At 68.8% G+C, this 17801-nt stretch carries 24 protein-coding genes; 15 read left to right on the top strand and 9 right to left on the bottom strand.

Annotation, left to right across the window (positions count from 1 at the left end; translation table 11 throughout):
* Window positions 1-14: 14 nt before the first annotated feature.
* From BM310_RS01075 to BM310_RS01100, 6 genes are all read left to right on the top strand, one after another.
* Window positions 15-392, top strand: a complete 378-nt coding sequence (locus BM310_RS01075) for a 6-pyruvoyl trahydropterin synthase family protein (protein ID WP_089803898.1) — start codon at window positions 15-17, stop codon at window positions 390-392.
* Window positions 392-1582, top strand: coding sequence for a glycosyltransferase family 4 protein (locus tag BM310_RS01080; protein ID WP_089803899.1), 1191 nt, complete (start codon window positions 392-394; stop codon window positions 1580-1582). Before BM310_RS01075 ends, BM310_RS01080 begins: the two co-directional genes overlap by 1 nt.
* The gene (locus tag BM310_RS01085; RefSeq protein ID WP_089803900.1) at window positions 1579-2466 is read left to right on the top strand and encodes a hypothetical protein; all 888 of its coding nucleotides are present in this window, start codon (window positions 1579-1581) and stop codon (window positions 2464-2466) included. The genes BM310_RS01080 and BM310_RS01085 overlap by 4 nt, the downstream gene beginning before the upstream one ends.
* Window positions 2467-2746: 280 nt before the next feature.
* On the top strand, window positions 2747-2989 hold the full coding sequence (locus BM310_RS01090; protein WP_089803901.1) for a sulfurtransferase TusA family protein: 243 nt from the start codon (window positions 2747-2749) through the stop codon (window positions 2987-2989).
* A gap of 56 nt (window positions 2990-3045) precedes the next feature.
* Complete coding sequence (locus tag BM310_RS01095; protein ID WP_089803902.1) at window positions 3046-4188, top strand: NAD(P)/FAD-dependent oxidoreductase; 1143 nt, start codon at window positions 3046-3048, stop codon at window positions 4186-4188.
* A gap of 9 nt (window positions 4189-4197) precedes the next feature.
* On the top strand, window positions 4198-4833 hold the full coding sequence (locus tag BM310_RS01100) for a DUF1641 domain-containing protein (protein WP_089803903.1): 636 nt from the start codon (window positions 4198-4200) through the stop codon (window positions 4831-4833).
* A 24-nt stretch (window positions 4834-4857) separates the two neighbouring features.
* Here the strand turns inward: BM310_RS01100 and sufU are convergent, their stop codons facing one another.
* Entirely contained in the window at window positions 4858-5277 is a 420-nt protein-coding gene (sufU, locus tag BM310_RS01105; protein WP_089803904.1) for a Fe-S cluster assembly sulfur transfer protein SufU, read from the bottom strand.
* Window positions 5278-5359: 82 nt separating this feature from the next.
* Window positions 5360-5953: a mechanosensitive ion channel domain-containing protein gene (locus BM310_RS01110; RefSeq protein WP_089803905.1), complete on the bottom strand. Its 594-nt coding sequence runs from the start codon at window positions 5951-5953 to the stop codon at window positions 5360-5362.
* Window positions 5954-6071: 118 nt separating this feature from the next.
* Here BM310_RS01110 and BM310_RS01115 point away from each other — a divergent pair, with 118 nt between their 5' ends.
* Window positions 6072-6518, top strand: a complete 447-nt coding sequence (locus BM310_RS01115) for a universal stress protein (RefSeq protein ID WP_089803906.1) — start codon at window positions 6072-6074, stop codon at window positions 6516-6518.
* Between the two features lie 14 nt (window positions 6519-6532).
* Here BM310_RS01115 and BM310_RS01120 read toward each other — a convergent pair whose 3' ends face one another.
* Together BM310_RS01120 and sufS are read right to left on the bottom strand one after the other, a co-directional pair.
* Entirely contained in the window at window positions 6533-7381 is an 849-nt protein-coding gene (locus BM310_RS01120) for a DUF7847 domain-containing protein (RefSeq protein WP_089803907.1), read from the bottom strand.
* Between the two features lie 112 nt (window positions 7382-7493).
* On the bottom strand, window positions 7494-8765 hold the full coding sequence (gene sufS, locus BM310_RS01125; RefSeq protein WP_245778455.1) for a bifunctional cysteine desulfurase/selenocysteine lyase SufS: 1272 nt from the start codon (window positions 8763-8765) through the stop codon (window positions 7494-7496).
* A gap of 276 nt (window positions 8766-9041) precedes the next feature.
* On the opposite strand from sufS, the gene BM310_RS01130 reads away from it, so the two are divergent.
* Window positions 9042-9626, top strand: a complete 585-nt coding sequence (locus tag BM310_RS01130; RefSeq protein ID WP_177232499.1) for a YdeI/OmpD-associated family protein — start codon at window positions 9042-9044, stop codon at window positions 9624-9626.
* A gap of 116 nt (window positions 9627-9742) precedes the next feature.
* Here the strand turns inward: BM310_RS01130 and BM310_RS01135 are convergent, their stop codons facing one another.
* Window positions 9743-10045, bottom strand: a complete 303-nt coding sequence (locus tag BM310_RS01135; protein WP_089803909.1) for a DUF424 domain-containing protein — start codon at window positions 10043-10045, stop codon at window positions 9743-9745.
* Window positions 10045-10791: a tetratricopeptide repeat protein gene (locus BM310_RS01140; protein WP_089803910.1), complete on the bottom strand. Its 747-nt coding sequence runs from the start codon at window positions 10789-10791 to the stop codon at window positions 10045-10047. The genes BM310_RS01135 and BM310_RS01140 overlap by 1 nt, the downstream gene beginning before the upstream one ends.
* Window positions 10792-10922: 131 nt before the next feature.
* Between BM310_RS01140 and thpR the strand changes: the two genes are divergently transcribed.
* Entirely contained in the window at window positions 10923-11483 is a 561-nt protein-coding gene (gene thpR / locus BM310_RS01145) for an RNA 2',3'-cyclic phosphodiesterase (protein ID WP_089803911.1), read from the top strand.
* A 65-nt stretch (window positions 11484-11548) separates the two neighbouring features.
* On the opposite strand, the gene BM310_RS01150 is transcribed toward thpR, so the two are convergent.
* Window positions 11549-12487: a DMT family transporter gene (locus BM310_RS01150; RefSeq protein ID WP_089803912.1), complete on the bottom strand. Its 939-nt coding sequence runs from the start codon at window positions 12485-12487 to the stop codon at window positions 11549-11551.
* A 190-nt stretch (window positions 12488-12677) separates the two neighbouring features.
* Between BM310_RS01150 and BM310_RS01155 the strand changes: the two genes are divergently transcribed.
* The 6 genes from BM310_RS01155 (at window position 12678) to ftsY (ending at window position 16039) form a co-directional block, all read left to right on the top strand.
* On the top strand, window positions 12678-12830 hold the full coding sequence (locus BM310_RS01155; RefSeq protein ID WP_006055503.1) for a 50S ribosomal protein L39e: 153 nt from the start codon (window positions 12678-12680) through the stop codon (window positions 12828-12830).
* 3 nt (window positions 12831-12833) lie between these two features.
* Window positions 12834-13112, top strand: a complete 279-nt coding sequence (locus tag BM310_RS01160) for a 50S ribosomal protein L31e (RefSeq protein WP_089803913.1) — start codon at window positions 12834-12836, stop codon at window positions 13110-13112.
* A gap of 2 nt (window positions 13113-13114) precedes the next feature.
* Window positions 13115-13780, top strand: a complete 666-nt coding sequence (locus tag BM310_RS01165) for a translation initiation factor IF-6 (RefSeq protein WP_089803914.1) — start codon at window positions 13115-13117, stop codon at window positions 13778-13780.
* Between the two features lie 133 nt (window positions 13781-13913).
* The gene (rpl18a, locus tag BM310_RS01170) at window positions 13914-14090 is read left to right on the top strand and encodes a 50S ribosomal protein L18Ae (RefSeq protein WP_089803915.1); all 177 of its coding nucleotides are present in this window, start codon (window positions 13914-13916) and stop codon (window positions 14088-14090) included.
* Window positions 14090-14566 (top strand): prefoldin subunit alpha, encoded by a 477-nt coding sequence (gene pfdA / locus BM310_RS01175; RefSeq protein ID WP_231751608.1) that lies wholly within the window; start codon window positions 14090-14092, stop codon window positions 14564-14566. Before rpl18a ends, pfdA begins: the two co-directional genes overlap by 1 nt.
* Window positions 14567-14596: 30 nt before the next feature.
* On the top strand, window positions 14597-16039 hold the full coding sequence (gene ftsY, locus BM310_RS01180) for a signal recognition particle-docking protein FtsY (RefSeq protein ID WP_089803917.1): 1443 nt from the start codon (window positions 14597-14599) through the stop codon (window positions 16037-16039).
* 119 nt (window positions 16040-16158) lie between these two features.
* On the opposite strand, the gene BM310_RS01185 is transcribed toward ftsY, so the two are convergent.
* On the bottom strand, window positions 16159-16776 hold the full coding sequence (locus BM310_RS01185) for a LysE family translocator (protein WP_089803918.1): 618 nt from the start codon (window positions 16774-16776) through the stop codon (window positions 16159-16161).
* Between the two features lie 39 nt (window positions 16777-16815).
* Window positions 16816-17772 (bottom strand): D-2-hydroxyacid dehydrogenase, encoded by a 957-nt coding sequence (locus BM310_RS01190; RefSeq protein ID WP_089803919.1) that lies wholly within the window; start codon window positions 17770-17772, stop codon window positions 16816-16818.
* Window positions 17773-17801: the final 29 nt, after the last annotated feature.

Here is a 17801-nt window from a genome sequence, read left to right on the forward strand (position 1 = left end):
GCCGATTACCGGGTATGTACGCCGTCACCGTCGTCAGACCGCTCGTCGCGCAGCACGCGCTGACCGTCCCGGACCCCGGCCCGGAGGGGGACCCCCACTCGCACCGCTACCGCGTCGAGGTGGAACTGACGGGCGAGGCGCTGAACGAGTACGACTACCTCGTCGACATCGACGCCGTCGAGGCGGCGCTGGACGGCGTGGAGTCGCGGTACGCGGACGCGTTCCTGAACGACCTGCCCGAGTTCGAGGGGTACAACCCGAGCGTCGAACGCTTCGCGCGGGTGATTCACGACCGACTCGCCGACGAACTCGCCGCCGACGCGGTGGCCGAGACGACGGTCACCGTCTGGGAGGACGACGTCGCCAACGCCGCCTACACCGCACCGCTCTGATGCGCGTCGCCCTCGTCGTGCCGGGGTCGGTGGACGCCACCTCCGGCGGGTTCGCCTACGACCGGGCCCTCCTCGAGGAACTCCGCGCGGCGGGCGACGAGGCGCGCGTCGTCTCCGTCCCGTGGCGACGGTATCCGCTCGGCGTGGTCGACGCACTCTCGACGCCGCCCCTCGGCGACGCGGACGTGGTTCTCGCCGACGAACTCGCCCACCCCGCGCTCCTCCGCCTCGACGCCGACGCGCCGGTGGTCGCCCTCGTCCACCACCTCCGCTGCGACGCCACCGAGGGCCTCCCTGCCGCCGTCGCGCGGACGCTCGAACGGCGGTTCCTCCGCGGGTGCGACGCGGCCGTCTGCACGAGTCGGGCCACCGCGCGGTCGGTCGAACGCCACGCTCCCGGCCTGCCGACGCACGTCGCCCCGCCGGCCGACACGCAGTTCGACCCCGCGGTGACGGCCGACGAGGTGGCCGAACGCGCCCGCGAGGACCCGTTCCGCGTCGCCTTCGTCGGCAACCTCGTCCCGCGGAAGGGCGTGCTGACGCTCCTCGACGCCCTCGCCCGCCTCGACGCCGGGGGCTCCGCCCCCTCGTGGCGCGCGACGTTCGTCGGCGCACACGCAGACGAGACGTACCTCCGGCGCGTCCGCGACCGAATCCGGCGACACGGCCTCGGCGACGCAGTCCGTCTGTCCGGGTCGCTCCCAACCGACGAGACGGCGGCCGTCCTCCGCGAGAGCCACGTCTACGCGATGCCCTCGACCCACGAGGGGTTCGGCATCGCCTACCTCGAAGCGATGGGGTTCGGCCTCCCCGTCGTCGCCTCGGCGTCCGGCGGCGCCTCGGACCTCGTGGACGGCGAGGCGGGCGTCCTCGTGGACCCGGGGGATGCGGCGGCCGTCGGCGACGCACTCGCCGGGTTCGCGGCCGACCGAGAGCGTCTCGCGGCGGCGGGGCGGGCGGCACTCGACCGCTACCGCGCGCACCCGTCGTGGACCGAGACGGTGGCCGACCTCCGAGGATTCCTCGGGGACGTCGCCGCGATGGGGGCCGAGGCGACGGCAGACGACGAGGAACGAACGGCAGACGACGAGGAACGAACGGCAGACTGCGACGAGGCGAGGCCGGACACCGACGGGGCGACGTCGGACGCCGCGGGTCACCGGCGGACCCGCGCGGAGGGGGAGCGATGAAGGGGGACGACCGGCGCTACCTCCTCGCGAAGGAGACGGTCGACGACCGAGCGTTCGACCCCGGCGTCCGCCGACGCGTCCGGACGGACCTCGCCGGGCGGTCCGGCGACGTTCGCCTCCTCGACGCGGGCGCCGGGACGGCCCCGTTCCTCCGCCGTCTCCTCGACTGGCCGGACCCGCCGGACCTGACGTACGTCGCCGTCGACGCCGACGCCGACGTCCTCCGCCTCGGCCGCGACCTGACCGCGGCGGCGGCGCGGGACCGCGGGTGGGCCGTCTCGGACGCCGGCGTCTTCGACGGACCGGGCGAGACGGTGGGGTCGCTGTCGCTCCGCGGCGAGAGTGCGATAGACGCCCGGTTCGTCCGCGGCGACGCCCTCGACGCCGCCGACGCGGGCGGGTGGACGTTCGTCCTCGCGCAGGCGTTCGTGGACCTACTCGGACCGGCGGGCGTCGACCGACTGCTCGACGGCCTCGACGCTGGCGGTCGGTTCTCCTTCCCCATCACGTTCGACGGCGGGACGGCGTTCTCCCCGTCCCACGAGGCCGACGACGAGGTTCTCTCGGCGTACCACGACACCATGCGCGGCGACGACCGACTGGGGTCGCGGGCGGGCCGCCGACTCGAACGCCACCTCGGCCGGCGCGGCGTCGAGTTCGTCGCCGCCGACGCCGACTGGGCGGTTCGTCCGGTCGACGGCGCGTACCCGGCGGACGAGGCGTACTTCCTCCGCGTCATCGTGGACACCGTCGCCGACGCGGTTTGGGGGCGGGTCCCGCCGGCGACGAGGACGGCGTGGCACGCCGCACGCACGGCGCAACTCGACGACGGGCGACTCGGGTACGACGCGCACAACCGGGACGTGACCGGCCGCATCGACTGAGGGGCCTCGTCGACGCGATGCCCGTCGAGACGCGCGGTGCCGACACCGACGAATCTTGTACGTAACGAGAACTCGTGAACGGGTGGGCGAATCGGTCAGTTCCGAACCGGAGCGGATACCAGCCGAACGGAACGATGCCGGAGCAAGCGCCGAGACGATTCTCACGGTATTGGAAACAGACCACAATATTATCCGCCGTGGCTCCTAACGACTAACCGTGACCCCATCATGAACAGATTCCCAGCGTCCCGACGGAACTGGAGCCTTCGAGGTGACGACAATGAGTGAATCGATATCCCCCGACGTGACGCTAGACCAACGCGGTGCCGGCTGCCCCGGTCCCCTGATGGAGCTGGTCAGTGCGATCAAAGACGCCGACCCCGGAACCGTCATCGAACTGCAGACGAGCGACGCGGGTTCGAAAGACGACGTCCCGGAGTGGCTGGAGAAGGCCGGCCACGAACTCCTCGCGATGGAGGAACACGACGACTACTGGAGCATCTACGTCCAGAAGTCGTCGTGACCGCTCCGGGATAGTTTGAACAGCTCGCTGAACGAACCCCTCACCGATCCAATACAATGACAGAACGAATTGCAATCGTCGGCGGCGGAACCGGCGGCTCGGTCCTCGCGAACCGACTGGCAGACGGTCTCGCGTCGGAACTGGACGCGGGCGACGTCGAAGTGACGCTCGTGAACGAATCGACCGACCACGTCTACAAGCCGGTCTGGCTGTACGTCGCCTTCGGTCAGCGCGACGTGTCCGACGGCGTCAGACCCCTCGCGGACCTCGTCGATCCGCGGATCGACCTCGTGTACGACCGCGTCGAGGGCATCGACACCGACGGGAAGCGCCTGACGCTTCGCGACGGCTCCGACCTGTCGTACGACCACCTCGTCCTCGCGACGGGGGCGACCATCACCCCCGAGGAGGTGCCCGGACTGGTCGAGGGGGCGCACAACTTCTACAGCGCCGACGGCGCGGAGCGACTCCGCGACGCCCTCGCGGACTTCACCGAGGGTCACCTCGTCCTCTCCGTCGTCGGGTCGCCGCACATGTGCCCGGCGGCCCCCGTCGAGTTCGTGATGATGGCGGACGAGTGGTTCCGCGAACGCGGCGTCCGCGACCAGGTGGACATCACCTACACGTACCCCATCCAGCGACTCCACGGGAAGGTGCCCGTCCACGACTGGGCCGAACCGCGCTTCGCGGAACGCGACATCGACGCGGTCACGTTCTTCAACGCGGAGGAGGTCGACCCCGAGGCGGGCGTCGTCCACTCGATGGAGGGCGAGGAACTCGACTACGACCTCCTCGTCGCCATCCCGCCCCACCGCGGCGACGAACTCGTGATGGACTCGGGCCTCGGCGACGGCGGGTGGGTCGAGGTGGACAAGCACACGCTCGAAGCGAAGCACGCCGACGACGTGTACGCCCTCGGCGACGCGAGCGACGTGCCGGCGCCGAAGGCCGGCAGCGCCGCCCACTACCAGGCGTCCGTCGTCGCCGAACGCATCGCCAGTCGCGTCCGCGACCGGGTGCCGACGGCGACGTACGACGGGAAGACCGTCTGCTTCCTGGAGGCGGGCATGGACTCGGCGACGTTCCTCTCGTTCGACTACGAGACCGAACCGGTCGTCAGAGACGAGTCGAAGTTCGTCCACTGGGCGAAACTCGCCTACAACGAGTCCTACTGGCTCACCGCCCGAGGGTTACTCTGAGGTGATACCATGAGCGAATCCAACTCCGAAGTCGAGTTCGAGGCGGCGACGACCGACCTCGAACGCGCCATCGAGGAGAACCCCGAGGCGGTCGCCCGCTTCGTGGAACGACTCGACGTGGTGAACGAACTGCTCGACGTGGTCGAACTGGGAAGCGGCGCGCTCGAAGACGACATGGTGGCCGAACTCACCGGGACGGCGGCCACGCTGGCCGAGGCGGGCGACGCCGCGGCCACGCCCGAGACGGTCCGCCTCGCGGCGGCGGTCGGCGAGAACGGCGACGAACTGTCCGAGGCGCTGGAGACGCTGGTCGAACTTCAGCGCTCGGGGACCCTCGACGACGTCGTCGCACTCGCCGACGTCGTCTCGCTGGCCTCCGGCGCACTCGAAGACGACATGGTGGCCGAACTCGCCTCGACGGGGTCGGCCCTCGGCGAAGTCGTCGACGAGGCGTCCGACCCCGACACCGTCCGGGGACTGACGGTGCTCGTGCGGGCGGTCGGACGGGCGAGCGACCCGGACGACCCGCCGGAACCCATCGGGCTCCGGGGCGTGATTCGGGCCCTGCGAGACGGCGACGTTCGGGCTGGCGTCGGCTACTTCGTCTCGATAGCGAAGTCGGTCGGCGCGTCGCTGCGCCGGTGAGAAACGGCGGAGACGGGCGGCCGGCTACTCCTCGGTCGTCGTCGTGGCCTCGTCGGCGTCGCCCTCGTAGATGGCGGCGCCGTCCTGTGCCACCTGCCGAGCGAGGACGGCGCACTTGATGCGCATCGGCGAGATGTCGACGCCGAGCATCTCGGTCACGTCGTCGGTGTCCATCTCCTCCAGTTCCGACAGCGTCGTCCCCTGCAGTCGCTCCGAGAGCATGCTCGCGGAGGCCTGACTGATGGCGCAGCCGTCACCGGTGAAGGCGACGAACTCGATTGTCTCGCCGTCGTCGGCCAGTTTGACCTGCATCGTGATGGTGTCGCCGCAGGAGGGGTTCTCCCCGGTGTGGGCGAACGTGGGGTCCTCCATCTCGCCCTTGTTTCGGGGGTTCTTGTAGTGGTCCAGAATCTGCTGTCGATACATGTCCGAGCCCATACCCATAGTGGGCGTTGGTAGGCGAGTTCGTCCCATAAGGGTTCCGGGGCGTTCGAAAACCGCCGCGTCCCTCGGTTCCGGAACGGGGTCACGCGGCCGACGTCGACGCCGACTCCGCGCCGCCGTCGCCGTCCGCGCCAGCGCTCACCTGCCGCCACTTCTTCTCCACGTCGCGGTTCGCGACGACCACCACGTCGCCCGACTCGTCGCGGAAGCGGCTCTTCCGCAGGCCGATGGACTCGACGACGCCCGTCACGGGGTCGGCGACCACCCGGTCGCCCGGGTTGAAGTCCGGGTCGCGGAGCAGGTAGACGCCCGCCACCGTGTCGGCTATCATGTTCGACAGCGCGTAGGAGACGCCGAGGGCGACGAACCCCGTCGCGGTGCCGAGACTCGCCGCCACGTCACCCATGCCGACTATCTTGAAGAACGCCAGCGCGGCACCGAACCAGAGGAACACGCCCGCGGCGGTGACGCCGAGGTCGACGACGAGGTCCTGTTCGTCGGGGTACAGCGCGTCGAGCGACCCGCGGAGGACCCACAGCGCGACTCTGATGAGGACGTACGCGAGGGCGAGGAAGACGAGGCCCCCGAGCACGTTCGGGACCGCCTCCTGCAGGCCGCCGAGGAACTCCGCCGTCGTCTCGCGAACGACTCCGGCGATACCAGTCGTCTGGAGCATACCACCGACCGACGTATCAGCGGTGAATAACGATTGGGGTGGCGTGGAGGCGGTCCGACGAGTCGACCGCTATTTTCACACAGATGACATTAATAGCCGCCGGGACGTACCCGTCGGTATGCCTTCACACGTTCTGGTTCCGTACGACGGCTCGATGCTCGCGGAACAGGCGCTGCGGTACGTCTGCTCGGAGTTTCCGACGAGCGAGGTCACGGTCCTGTTCGTCGTGGACAGAGGGACCGACGAGACGGCGGCGGCCGGGTGGGGCGACCACCCCAGCGAGTGGGACCAGTGGCTCGAGGAACGGCGAGAGCACGCCGAGGAGTTGTTCGAGGAGGCGACGACGATAGCCGACGAGTACGACGTCACCGTCGAGACGGGCGTCGGCGTCGGCCCCCTCGTCGACACCATCGTCGGGGCGACCGACGAGTACGGCGCCGACCTGATCGTCGTCGGCGCACACGGTCGACCGTCGCTGGAAGCGCGCATCTTCGGGAGCGTCGCCAGCGGACTGGTCCGACGCTCGCCGGTCCCCGTCACCACGATTCGCAAACCGGTGACGTGAGTCCGCGCGGTCGACTACGCGACCGCACTCTGCAAGGACTCGGGTCCGTCCGCGTCACCCGGTCGGTCGAGCGACCGGTAGAACGCGACCGAGAACACCAGAAAGAGGCTCCCGAACAACGCCATGAGGACGTTGCCGGCGACTGCGAGTCCCGCCAGGAGCGACAGCGGGAGGTCCGGGAACGTCGCGGCGGGGAGGCGCTGTGCGGAGATGAGCGTCGAGGGGATGCTCGTGAGCAGTCCGAGGACGAGACCGACGATGAACACGACGACGGAGTACCCGAACACCGACAGCAGGTTCCGCCGGACGACGCCGACGCTCCGCTTGAAGCCGCCGAGCGCGCCCGCCCCGTCGAGGACGATGGCCTGCCCGTAGAACTGCACGAAGAACAGCGGCAGGAACCACAGCAGGACGAACGCGACGAGGACGACGGGCGCGACGATGCCGAACGTCGAGGGGTTCAGCGCCCCGCCGGACGCCAACGGCGCGAACACGCCCACGGAGACGACGGCGAACAGTATCGACGAGACGATGCCGAAGACGACCGCGCCGACCAACAGCAGGCCGTACGCGCCCAGCATCGACGTGTAGTGTCGCTTGCCCGCCGCGACGAACGTGCCGAGACTCGTCGTGCCGTCGAGCGCTTCGGCGGCCATCCCGAGCATGCCGGCGAAGACGAACGGGACGAGCACCAGCGACAGGACGACGGTGACGCCGCTTGCCGCGACGGCCGCCGTCGGGCCGAGGAGTTGCGCGAACTGTACCGGAAGTTGTGCCAACATGAAGGCGAGCACGACGCCGACGATGCTCGGATTTCGTCGGAGCGCGCCGCCTGCTGCCTGGAGGGCTCTGGCGACTGCCATACGACGCGGTTGTCCTGCCCCATAAAAATACGCGACACCCGTTGTCTGGGACAGTGACTCGCCCCCCAGATTTTTAACTGGGTTCGACGCGGCAGTCGAGGGACGGCCGGTCCTACGCGAACAACTGGCGGGCGTCGTCGACGGCGTCGACGAGTTCGTCTATCTCGTCGTACGTGTTGTAGATGTAGAACGACGCGCGAGTGGACGCGGAGACGCCGAGTTTGTCGTGCAGGGGTTGCGTGCAGTGGTCGCCGGCGCGGACGGCGACGGCGCGGTCGTTGAGGATGCTGGAGAGGTCGTGCGCGTGGACGCCGTCGAGGTTGAACGCGACCAGTCCGCCCCTGTCGTCGCCCGGCGGGCCGTAGATTTCGATGTCGTCGAACTCGGTCAGTCGGTCGTAGGCGTACTCGGCGAGGCGTTCCTCGTGTTCCTGGACGTTCTCCATCCCGACGTCGTCGAGGTAGTCGATGGCCGCGTGGAGGGCGATGCCCTGTTCGATGACGGGCGTGCCCGCCTCGAACTTCCACGGCAGGTCTTCCCACGTCGAGTCCTCGTAGGTGACGCGGCGAATCATCTCGCCGCCGTAGAGGTACGGCGACATCTCGTCGAGAATCTCTTCCTTCCCGTAGAGGACGCCGATGCCCGTCGGGCCGAGCATCTTGTGCCCCGAGAAGGCGAAGAAGTCGGCGTCGATGTCCTTCACGTCCACCGGGCGCGTCGGGACGGACTGCGCGCCGTCGACGAAGACGTACGCGCCCACCTCGTGGGCCATGTCGGCGAGTTCGGCGACGGGGTTGACGGTGCCGAGCGTGTTCGAGACGTGGACGACGGACACCATCTTCGCGTCCTCGTCTATCAGTTCCTTCGCGTGCTCCATGTCGAGGCGGCCCTCGTCGTCCACTCGGACGTACTCCACGGACGCGCCCGTCTTCTTGGCTATCTGCTGCCACGTGACAAGCGAGGCGTGGTGTTCCATCTCCGTGAGGACCACCGTGTCGCCGGGTTCGAGTTCCTCCAGACCCCACGCGTAGGCGACGAGGTTCATCGCCTCGGTGGTGTTCTTCGTGAACACGACCTCCTCGCGGCCGGCCGCCCCGACGAACTCCGCCACCCGGTCGTGGGCGTTCTCGTAGGCGACGGACGCCTCCTGACTCAGGTGGTGGATGCCGCGGTGGACGTTCGAGTTGTAGCCGTAGTAGTAGTCCACGATGGCGTCGACTACCTGTTTCGGCGTCTGACTGGTCGCCGCGTTGTCGAGGTAGACAAGCGGTAAGTCGTCGTCCTCGCCCTCGCCGGGTACCGTGAAGTCGCCGCCCACCTTCCGGTCGAGGATGGGGAAGTCCTCGCGGATGGCCGCGACGTCTATCGGGTACGATTCCTGCACTCCCATTGGGGGAACGTAGCAGTCCCAGCACTAACACGGCTTCGGTCTGTGCGACCCGGCGAAACCGAATTCGGTAACGTCCCGTCCGAATATTCACGAGAATCGGCGACGGTCACGGTCGGTGCTGGGCGGGAGAGCCTAAAAAAGCCCGTTGGGCTTCGTCGAACCAGCAGTCCGTGACCGGTTTGGGAGTTCGCGCCGAGTTCGGAGCGTGTATCGCTCGATTCCGTTCGAGCGTTCGGTCAGGGTTATCTCTTCTCGTGGCGAACTCCTACCGTGCACCCGATTTTCTTCGACTCGCGTGAGGAGTTTCGCGAGTGGGTAGCGGAGCACCACGACACGGCCGAGGAACTATGGGTCGGCTACTACAAGGTCGACGCCGAGCGGTCAGGAATCAGCTACGATGCGTCTGTCGAGGAGGCTCTCTGCTACGGTTGGATCGACGGCCTGATCAACGGCATCGACAGCACACGGTACAAACGGCGATTCACGCCGCGGAAGCCCGACAGCAAGTGGTCGAAGAAGAATACCGAGCGCGTCCAGAAGATGCTCGACGCCGGGAAGATGACGCCGGCCGGGATGGAACTCGTCGAGGCGGCCAAGGAGTCGGGTGAGTGGGCGAACGCCTACTGCCTATCCGACGACCACGAGATTCCCGACGCGTTGGCGACGGCGTTGAGAGCGAACGAGGCGGCTTGGAAGAACTTCCGGGCCCTCTCGAACACCGACCAGTACGCCTTCATATCGCTCGTCGAAGCAGCGAAGACCGAGGCGACGAAACGGAAGCGGATCGACCGAGCCGTCCAACTGGCGGAGCGAAACCTGCGGGCGTACGATGGAGATAACAAACGTCGCCTGTAGCCGAGTCCAACCGAACGCGGTTCCGGGGGAGGTCCGCGCTCTCTGTTCGATACGGTGTTCCGGTCGCTCGCTGAGCGTTCGACCGAGCCGTCTGTTAGTAGATTCAGAACCGCCCGCTACCGCATCCAGAGCAGTTGCGCGTGGCGCGTCTCGCCCACGTCGAGGACCGTCTCCTCGTCCACGATGCCGGCGTCCACGGCGACTTCGACCGCACGTTCGCCGACGATGTTCGCCACCGACGCGCGCGTGAGACTGTCGACGACGGCCTGCGGGCCCACGTCGTCGGCCTCCTCGCCGCCGTAGAACTCCTCGGTCACTTCGAGCGACACCGGACCGTCCTCGTACGTCTTCCCGAGGCAGTCGCGGTCACAGACGGAGACCAAGAGCCCCTCCGGCGTCTCTCGCTCTCGCAGTAGCATCACCGGTCCTCGACGAGTTCCTGTTCCTGCTGCTGCCGGAGTTCGTTGGCCTGCTGTTGGACCTGTTCGGCCTCGTCCTCGCGGCCGAGGTCCTCCAGCGCGCGCGCCTTCTCTTCGAGCACGTCCGCGCTGCGCATCCCGAGGCGGATGGCGTTGTCGAACGCGTTGACGGCGTCCTCGCTCAGGCCGCGTTCCTGCAGGAAGAAGCCGCGGTTGTACCACGCCTGCGCGAAGCGCGGGTCTATCTCGACGGCGCGTTCGGCGTGGTGAAGTGCCTCCTCGGTCTCGCCGAACTGCCAGAGGGCGTAGGCGAGGTTCGTCTCCGCCGAGGCGGCGTGTTCGGAGTCGTCGTCGATGCGGAGGGCCTCCTGATACGCGCCGATGGCCTCGTCGTACTCCTCCAGTTGGGCGTGCGCGGCGCCCTTGTTCACCCACGCCTCCTGCGCCGCCAACGAGTCCTCGTCGGCGAACTGCGCGGCGCGTTCGAACGTCTCGGTCGCCTCCTCGAACCGGTTTATCTGCATGTACGAGAGGCCGACGTCGACGAGTTGTTCGACGTCGACTTCGTCGGACGCGACGTTCCGTTCGTCGAGTTCGTCGGCGATGACCCGCGTGTCGACGGGGTCCACCTTCGCCGGGTCGACGTTCAGTTCCGGCGGGTCGAGCGAGAACTCGTCGTAGTCCTCGCTGAACCCCTGTCCCTCGGAGAAGCGGTGGGGCTTGTCTCGCTCGCCGTCTTCTGCCATGCGGACGGATTCGGTGTCGAGACGGTTAAGAACTGCGTCACGCGGCCGTCGTGCGGGCGAACTGCGCCCGGCGCGAACGAGTGACGGACGGCGACCGAACGTTGAATTCGCTGGGAAACCGACGTTCCGCCATGCGACTGTTCGTGAGCATCGACCTCCCCGACTCGCTCACCGACGCCGTCCGGTCGGCCCAAGAGCGCTTCGCCGACGCCGACGGCCTCCGGTTCACCGATCCCGCACAGGCGCACGTGACGATGAAGTTCCTCGGCGACACCGACGAGTCGCGCGTCCCCGACGTGCGAGACGCGGTGCGGGCGGCGATAGCCGACGCCGACGCGGCACCGTACGACGCCACCGTCGGCGGATTCGGCGTCTTCCCGTCGCCGGACTACATCAGCGTCGTCTGGGCGGGCGTCCGCGACGGCGCGGGCGCGGCGGAGACGACGGCCCTCGCCGAGGCCATCGAACGCGAGGCGGTCGAACGCGGCTTCGACGCGGAGTCGCACTCGTTCACGCCGCACGTGACCATCGCGCGGATGGACGACGCGCGCGGCAAGGACCTGGTGCGGCGCGTCGTCAGCGAGGCGGACCCGGACATCGGGACGTTCCGCGTCGAGGAGGTTCGCCTGAAGGAGAGCAGACTGACCGACGACGGCCCCCGGTACGAGACGGTCGAGCGGTATCCGCTGTAGAGCGACAGCGGCGTCCGCTGTAGACCGATAGCGGCGTCCGCCGCCGCGACGGCTGTCTGCCGCGCTCAGTCCGCGTCGCGCGCGGCGGCCCGCCCGCGGTCCTGCAACCGGACGAACTCCCGGCGCACGTCCTCGCGCTTGACGAGGAGGAAGCCGACGAAGATGACGCCGAACCCGCCGACGGTGGTGGCGTCGACGGCCGTCCCGCGGACCAGCCACCCGGCGACGGCGGCGAAGACGGGGATGACGTACTCCAGCAGGCTCGCCTCCATCGGCCCGACGTGGTCGAGCAGCCAGAAGTACATCCCGAACCCGCCCGCGCCGGCGACGACGGCGAGGTAGAAGAGCGCGGCGACGGCCTCGGGCGTCCACTCGGCGGCCGCGAACGACTCCCACGGGAGGGCGACGCTCGTGCCGTGGAGGACGAGAGCGCCGACGAGCATCATCCACGCCTGCGTCGAGAAGAAGGGGAGGTCCGACTCCGCGCCGTGCGTCAGCACCGCCCCGAGGGCGAACGCGACGGCGGAGGCGAGGACGAGGCCGACGCCCAGCAGGTCCGAACCGAGGAGGTTCGACGGATCCGGGTCGGCGATGACGACGACGCCGACGAAGCCGAGGAGGACGCCGACGGCGCCGACGGGCGAGAGGCGGTCCGCCGAGGCGGTCATGCGGGTGAGCGCCGGCGTGATGACCGGGATGAGGCCGAGGAGGACGGCGGCGACGGCGCTCCCGACGTACACCTGCCCGGAGAACAGGAAGGCGTGGTGGACCCCGATGTTGAGCGCGCCGCCGGTGAGGATGGGAAACCACTCGGCTCGGGAGGCGGGTCTGAGTCGGTCGCTCCGCAGGAGAGCGACGCCGAACAGGACGGCGGCGGCCACGTCGAATCGAACCGCGGCGAACAGCGCGGGCGGCAACGAGTCGAGCCCCACCTTCGTGACGACGAAAGCGGTGCCCCATATCGCAGAGAGAACGAGGAAGACGACGGTGGTCCGGTGACGCATCGCTCGCCTCGAAGCGACGAACCGCCCTGAATGGCTCGGTTCGCCCCCGCGTCGCGTCGGGCGTTCGAGCTCGGGTCCCACGCCGCCTTCGACGGCGTCAGGCCGCCGATATCGGGGGCGTGAGCGTCCGTGTCACCGGCGGAACCGAAGGAACAAGATTTTATGCCGGCCGAGGGTAGTTCCGGACACCATGAGCAAGAAGTCGAAGGCCAAGAAGAAGCGTCTGGCCAAACTGGAGCGTCAGAACAGTCGCGTCCCCGCGTGGGTCATGATGAAGACCGACATGGAAGTCACGCGAAACCCCAAGCGTCGCAACTGGCGGCGGAGTGACACGGACGAGTAAGCGATGAGTGCAAGCGACTTCGAGGAGCGCGTCATCACGGTGCCGCTCCGCGACGTGAAGGCCGTCCCCTCGTACGAGCGTGCGGGTCGCGCGATGAAGCTCATCCGCGAACACCTCGCACAGCACTTCTCGGTCGACGCCGAGGACGTCCGTCTCGACCCCGCCATCAACGAGGAAATCGGCGGCCGCGGCCGGCAGAACCCGCCGAGCAAGTTCCGCGTTCGCGCCGCTCGATTCGACGAAGAGGGCGAACAGGTCGTCGAAGCCGAACCGGCCGAATAACGGTGCTTCGCGCCTCCTTCGCTGGCTCGGCCTACGTCGGCGTCTTCGCCTGCGTGACCGACGACGTGCTCGTCGTCCGTCCGGACGCCGAGGACGACGTCGTCGACGCGATGACCGCGGAACTCGACGTGCCCGCGGTGAAGACAACCGTCGGCGGGTCCGGAACCGTCGGTGCCCTAGCGATGGGTAACGGCCACGGCATCCTCGTCTCCGCCCGCGCGACCGAGCGAGAGAAGGAGACCATCGAGGACGCCGCCGGCGTCCCCGTGAGCGAACTCCCCGGCCGCATCAACGCCGCCGGAAACGTCGTCCTCGCCAACGACACGGGCGCGTACGTCCACCCGGACCTCTCCGAGGACGCCCTCGCCGTCGTCGAGGACGCCCTCGGCGTCCCCGCCGAACGCGGTGACCTCGCGGACGTTCGGACCGTCGGCACCGCCGCCGTCGCGTCGAACGACGGGGTGCTCTGTCACCCCAAGTCCCGCGAACCCGAACTGGAAGCGCTCGAGGAACTGCTCGACGTGCGAGCCGACATCGGGACGGTCAACTACGGCGCACCGCTCGTCGGCTCCGGGCTGGTCGCCAACGAAGCCGGCTACGTCGTCGGCGAGGAGACGACCGGGCCGGAACTCGGCCGCGTCGAGGACACGCTGGGCTATCTCGACTGACGCCCGCCCGTCCTCACTCTCTTCCTCCACGCTCTCGTCTCCGAGTCGTCACCCCGGGCGTTCGATTCGTCGCTCCTGCGAACGCTACTCCGAGTAGGAAGATACTTCCCGCTCGCGGGCCGAGGATGCGGGTATGAGTCAATTTACGGTGAGCGGCCAGTTCCAGAGCCGCGACGGTTACAGCAAGTTCCAGACCGCCGTCGAGGCGCCGAACGAGAACGTCGCCCGCGAGCACGTCCTCTCGAACATCGGGAGCCAGCACGGGCTCAAGCGCACGCAGATCGAGATTTCGGAGGTGACGGCCGCATGATGGGCGGTATGGGCGGTGGCGGCGGCCAGCAGCAACTCCAGCAGCTCTCGCAGGAACTGCAGGCGATCGACGAGGAGATAACGGAGCTCGAAGGCGACGTCGATGACCTCGAGCAGGAGAAGAACGAGATAGACGAGGCCGTCGAAGCCATCGAGACGCTCGAGACGGGCTCGACCGTGCAGGTGCCCCTCGGCGGCGGCGCGTACCTCCGCGCCGAAGTCCAGGACATCGACGAGGTCATCGTCGACCTCGGCGGCAACTACGCCGCAGAGCAGGAGTCCGGCGACGCCATCGACGCCCTCCGCACGAAGCAGGACGCGCTCGACGAGCGCATCGCGGAGGTCGAGGGCGAGATTTCCGACCTCGAAGACGAGAGCTCGGAACTCGAACAGCAGGCACAGCAGATGCAGCAGCAGATGCAGCAACAGCAGATGCAGCAGATGCAGCAGATGCAGGGCGACGAAGACGGCGAGTAACGTCGGCGACCCACCTTTCCACGCTTTCACATGTTCGACGGACTGAAAAAGAAGCTCAACAGTTTCCGCGAAGACGTCGAGGACACCGCCGAGGAGAAGGCCGAAGCGCAGGCCGAGGCCGAGGAGGCCGCAGCGGACGAGGCTGCGGCCGACGCTCCCGAGAACGCCGAGGAGGCCGACGCGCCCACGGGGTCCGAGACGCACGACGCGGACGCCGAGACGGTGGCGACCGACGAACCGGCCGCCGGCACCCCGGACGCCGCCCACGGCGAGACCGAATCCGGTGAGACGACCGCCCAGATGCCGGGCGAAGACCCCGGCGGCGTCTCCCTCTCCGAGAGCGCAGACGAGACGCCCGCACGGACGGGCGACGCCGACACCGACGCGCGGACGCCGCCGGAGTCGGAGCCGGCGACGACGCCCGAACCGGAGTCGACGGACGCCGACGCGGTCGAACCCGCCGACGACGTCGTCGACGACGCCGCGACCGACGCCGACGACGAGGAGGAACCGCCGCGCGAGCGACTCGCCTCCGACGCCGCGAGCGAGGCCCTCGAAGCCGACGAGAAGCGGTCCGCCGGCGCGGGCCGACTCAAGCGCGCCGCGGCGTTCGCCACGGGGAAGATAATCATCGAGGAGGAGGACCTCGAAGACCCCCTGTGGGAACTGGAGATGGCGCTGCTCGAGAGCGACGTGGAGATGCACGTCGCAGAAGAGATTCTGGACACCATCCGCGAGAAGATGATCGGCGAGTCGCGCCGACAGGTCGAGACGATGGGCCAACTCGTTCAGGAGGCGCTTCACGACGCGCTCTACGACGTCATCAGCGTCGGCCAGTTCGACTTCGACCAGCGAATCGCGGAGGCTGACAAGCCCGTCACGCTCATCTTCACCGGCGTCAACGGCGTCGGGAAGACGACGAGCATCGCCAAGATGGCCCGTTACTTCGAGAAGCAGGGGCTCTCGGTCGTCCTCGCCAACGGCGACACCTACCGGGCGGGGGCGAACGAGCAGATTCGCAAGCACGCGGAGAACCTCGACACGAAGCTCATCTCGCACGAACAGGGCGGCGACCCGGCGGCGGTGCTCTACGACGGCGTCGAGTACGCCGAGGCGCACGACATCGACGTCGTCCTCGGCGACACCGCCGGCCGCCTACACACCTCCAACGACCTGATGGCGCAGTTGGAGAAGATAGACCGCGTGGTCGACCCGGACATGACGCTGTTCGTGGACGAGGCCGTCGCCGGACAGGACGCCGTCGAACGCGCGAAGAAGTTCAACGACGCCGCCGAGATAGACGGCGCCGTCCTCACGAAGGCGGACGCCGACTCCAACGGCGGTGCGGCCATCTCCATCGCCTACGTCACGGGCAAGCCCATCCTGTTCCTCGGCGTGGGGCAGGGCTACGACGACATCGAGAAGTTCGACCCCGAGCGAATGGTCGACCGCCTCCTCGGCGACGAGGAGTGACGGTCGCGCGACTGTTCTCGAACTCCCGACGACGACGGTTTCGCGCCCGCGACGCCGACGTTTTCGGACCGCGTTTATCGCTTCGCTGACCCCTTCGTTTCCACTCCAGCACCGGCTCCTCAGTCGACGGCGACGCCGACGCCGAGCGCGACCATCACGCTCCCGCCGAGCCAGCTCAACCCCGACGAGAAGCGCGAAGACGACAGTATTCGGCCGACTCGCCCGGACGCCACCGCGACGACGGTGAGGTACAGGGCGGTGAGCGCGGCGTACGTCGCGCCGAGGAGCAACATCCGCGCGTCCGCACCGGAACCGCTCCCCGCGAACCCCGGCAGGAAGGCGAGGAAGAACAGCGCGACTTTCGGATTGAGGGCGTTGACGAGGACGCCGCGGCGGAAACTCGCCTCGGCGTCCGTCTCTATCGCGGGGTCGAACTCGTCGTCGCGAACGGCGGAGACGCCGAGGTAGACGAGGTAGGCGGCGCCGGCGTACTTCACGAGGCGGTAGGCCGTCGGCGCGGCGCGCAGGAGGGCCGCGAGTCCCAGTGCCGCGGCGGCGGTGTGGACGAGGACGCCCGTCGAGATGCCCAGCGCCGACCGGACGCCCGCGCCGCGGCCCTGCATCCCGCGGGCGAGGACGTACATCGTGTCCGGCCCGGGGGTGAGGATGAGTGCGACGGCGGCCCCGCAGAACGCGAGGAACGTCGTCGTCGTCAGTCCGGCGAGTGCGCCCGTCATCGTCTCCGGTTCGCGCCCCGGCGGACTAAAAGGCCGCGCTCAGGGCGACACCTGATTCTCCAGTCCCGTCCACTCGCCCGTCTCCGCGACCCGTTCGACGTTGCGCGCGAGGACGTCCGCCCGTCGCGTCCAGTAGTGCGGCGTGTAGCCCGAGACGTGGGGCGTGATGAGGACGTTCTCGAAGTCCCACAGCGGGTGGTCGCGCGGGAGGGGTTCGGGGTCGGTCACGTCGAGTGCGGCGGCGCGGACGTAGCCGCGGCGAATCGCGCCGACGAGAGCGTCCGTGTCGACGACGCCGCCGCGGCCGACGTTCACCACCGCCGCGTCCGTCGGCAGCGAGTCCAACGCGTCGGCGTCTATCAGTTCCCTCGTCGTCTCGGTCAGGGGGCAGGCGAGGACGAGGTAGTCGGTCCGCACCAGCGCGGACTCTATCTCGTCGAACCCCACCACCTCGTCCGTCGGGCCGCCCTTCGACGGCGTGTAGCGCACGCCGACGGTGTCGACGCCGAACGGTTCCAAGCGCTCGACGACGGCCCGTCCGATGGCCCCGAGACCGACCACCGTGACGGTCGACCCCCGGAGTTCGCCGAACGCCTGGAACTGTCGCCACTCCCGCCGTTCCTGCCGGCGGATGCCTTCGTCGAGACTGCGCGCGAGGGTGAGCAGCCACCCCAGGACGTGTTCGGCGATGTTCGGCCCGTGGACGCCCGAGGCGTTCGTCACGGTGACCCCGCGTTCGCGGAGTCGGTCCAGCGGCAGGTGGTCGGTGCCGGCCGACCCGGCGGCGAACAGGCGCATCTCCGTGGCCGCCGCCAGCACGTCGTCCGGGAGGCGGATGCCCGTCACCACGTCGGCGTCGCCGGCGGCCGCTACCGTGCCGTCGGCCGTCCGTTCGTGGCGGACCGTGGCGTCCGGGAGACGCTCTCGCAGTGCGTCGGCGTACTCGGAGGCGGGGATGCCGTGCGCCGGGTCGTCGAGGACGAGGAGTTCGGTCATCGTCGGTATCCTCGGCCGGTCTCGGGATA

The sequence above is a fragment of the Halogeometricum rufum genome, assembly GCF_900112175.1.
Lineage (GTDB): Archaea > Halobacteriota > Halobacteria > Halobacteriales > Haloferacaceae > Halogeometricum > Halogeometricum rufum.

Coding starts and splice junctions, on each gene's coding strand:
- ftsY (WP_089803917.1), top strand. CDS start 14,597: ATGTTCGACGGACTGAAAAAGAAGCTCAACAGTTTCCGCGAAGACGTC.
- BM310_RS01120 (WP_089803907.1), bottom strand. CDS start 7,381: ATGGCAGTCGCCAGAGCCCTCCAGGCAGCAGGCGGCGCGCTCCGACGA.
- sufU (WP_089803904.1), bottom strand. CDS start 5,277: ATGGGTATGGGCTCGGACATGTATCGACAGCAGATTCTGGACCACTAC.
- BM310_RS01140 (WP_089803910.1), bottom strand. CDS start 10,791: ATGGCAGAAGACGGCGAGCGAGACAAGCCCCACCGCTTCTCCGAGGGA.
- BM310_RS01115 (WP_089803906.1), top strand. CDS start 6,072: ATGCCTTCACACGTTCTGGTTCCGTACGACGGCTCGATGCTCGCGGAA.
- BM310_RS01150 (WP_089803912.1), bottom strand. CDS start 12,487: ATGCGTCACCGGACCACCGTCGTCTTCCTCGTTCTCTCTGCGATATGG.
- BM310_RS01100 (WP_089803903.1), top strand. CDS start 4,198: ATGAGCGAATCCAACTCCGAAGTCGAGTTCGAGGCGGCGACGACCGAC.
- pfdA (WP_231751608.1), top strand. CDS start 14,090: ATGGGCGGTATGGGCGGTGGCGGCGGCCAGCAGCAACTCCAGCAGCTC.
- BM310_RS01185 (WP_089803918.1), bottom strand. CDS start 16,776: ATGACGGGCGCACTCGCCGGACTGACGACGACGACGTTCCTCGCGTTC.
- BM310_RS01190 (WP_089803919.1), bottom strand. CDS start 17,772: ATGACCGAACTCCTCGTCCTCGACGACCCGGCGCACGGCATCCCCGCC.
- BM310_RS01095 (WP_089803902.1), top strand. CDS start 3,046: ATGACAGAACGAATTGCAATCGTCGGCGGCGGAACCGGCGGCTCGGTC.
- thpR (WP_089803911.1), top strand. CDS start 10,923: ATGCGACTGTTCGTGAGCATCGACCTCCCCGACTCGCTCACCGACGCC.
- BM310_RS01085 (WP_089803900.1), top strand. CDS start 1,579: ATGAAGGGGGACGACCGGCGCTACCTCCTCGCGAAGGAGACGGTCGAC.
- BM310_RS01075 (WP_089803898.1), top strand. CDS start 15: ATGTACGCCGTCACCGTCGTCAGACCGCTCGTCGCGCAGCACGCGCTG.
- BM310_RS01160 (WP_089803913.1), top strand. CDS start 12,834: ATGAGTGCAAGCGACTTCGAGGAGCGCGTCATCACGGTGCCGCTCCGC.
- BM310_RS01110 (WP_089803905.1), bottom strand. CDS start 5,953: ATGCTCCAGACGACTGGTATCGCCGGAGTCGTTCGCGAGACGACGGCG.
- BM310_RS01080 (WP_089803899.1), top strand. CDS start 392: ATGCGCGTCGCCCTCGTCGTGCCGGGGTCGGTGGACGCCACCTCCGGC.
- BM310_RS01090 (WP_089803901.1), top strand. CDS start 2,747: ATGAGTGAATCGATATCCCCCGACGTGACGCTAGACCAACGCGGTGCC.
- BM310_RS01155 (WP_006055503.1), top strand. CDS start 12,678: ATGAGCAAGAAGTCGAAGGCCAAGAAGAAGCGTCTGGCCAAACTGGAG.
- BM310_RS01135 (WP_089803909.1), bottom strand. CDS start 10,045: ATGCTACTGCGAGAGCGAGAGACGCCGGAGGGGCTCTTGGTCTCCGTC.
- rpl18a (WP_089803915.1), top strand. CDS start 13,914: ATGAGTCAATTTACGGTGAGCGGCCAGTTCCAGAGCCGCGACGGTTAC.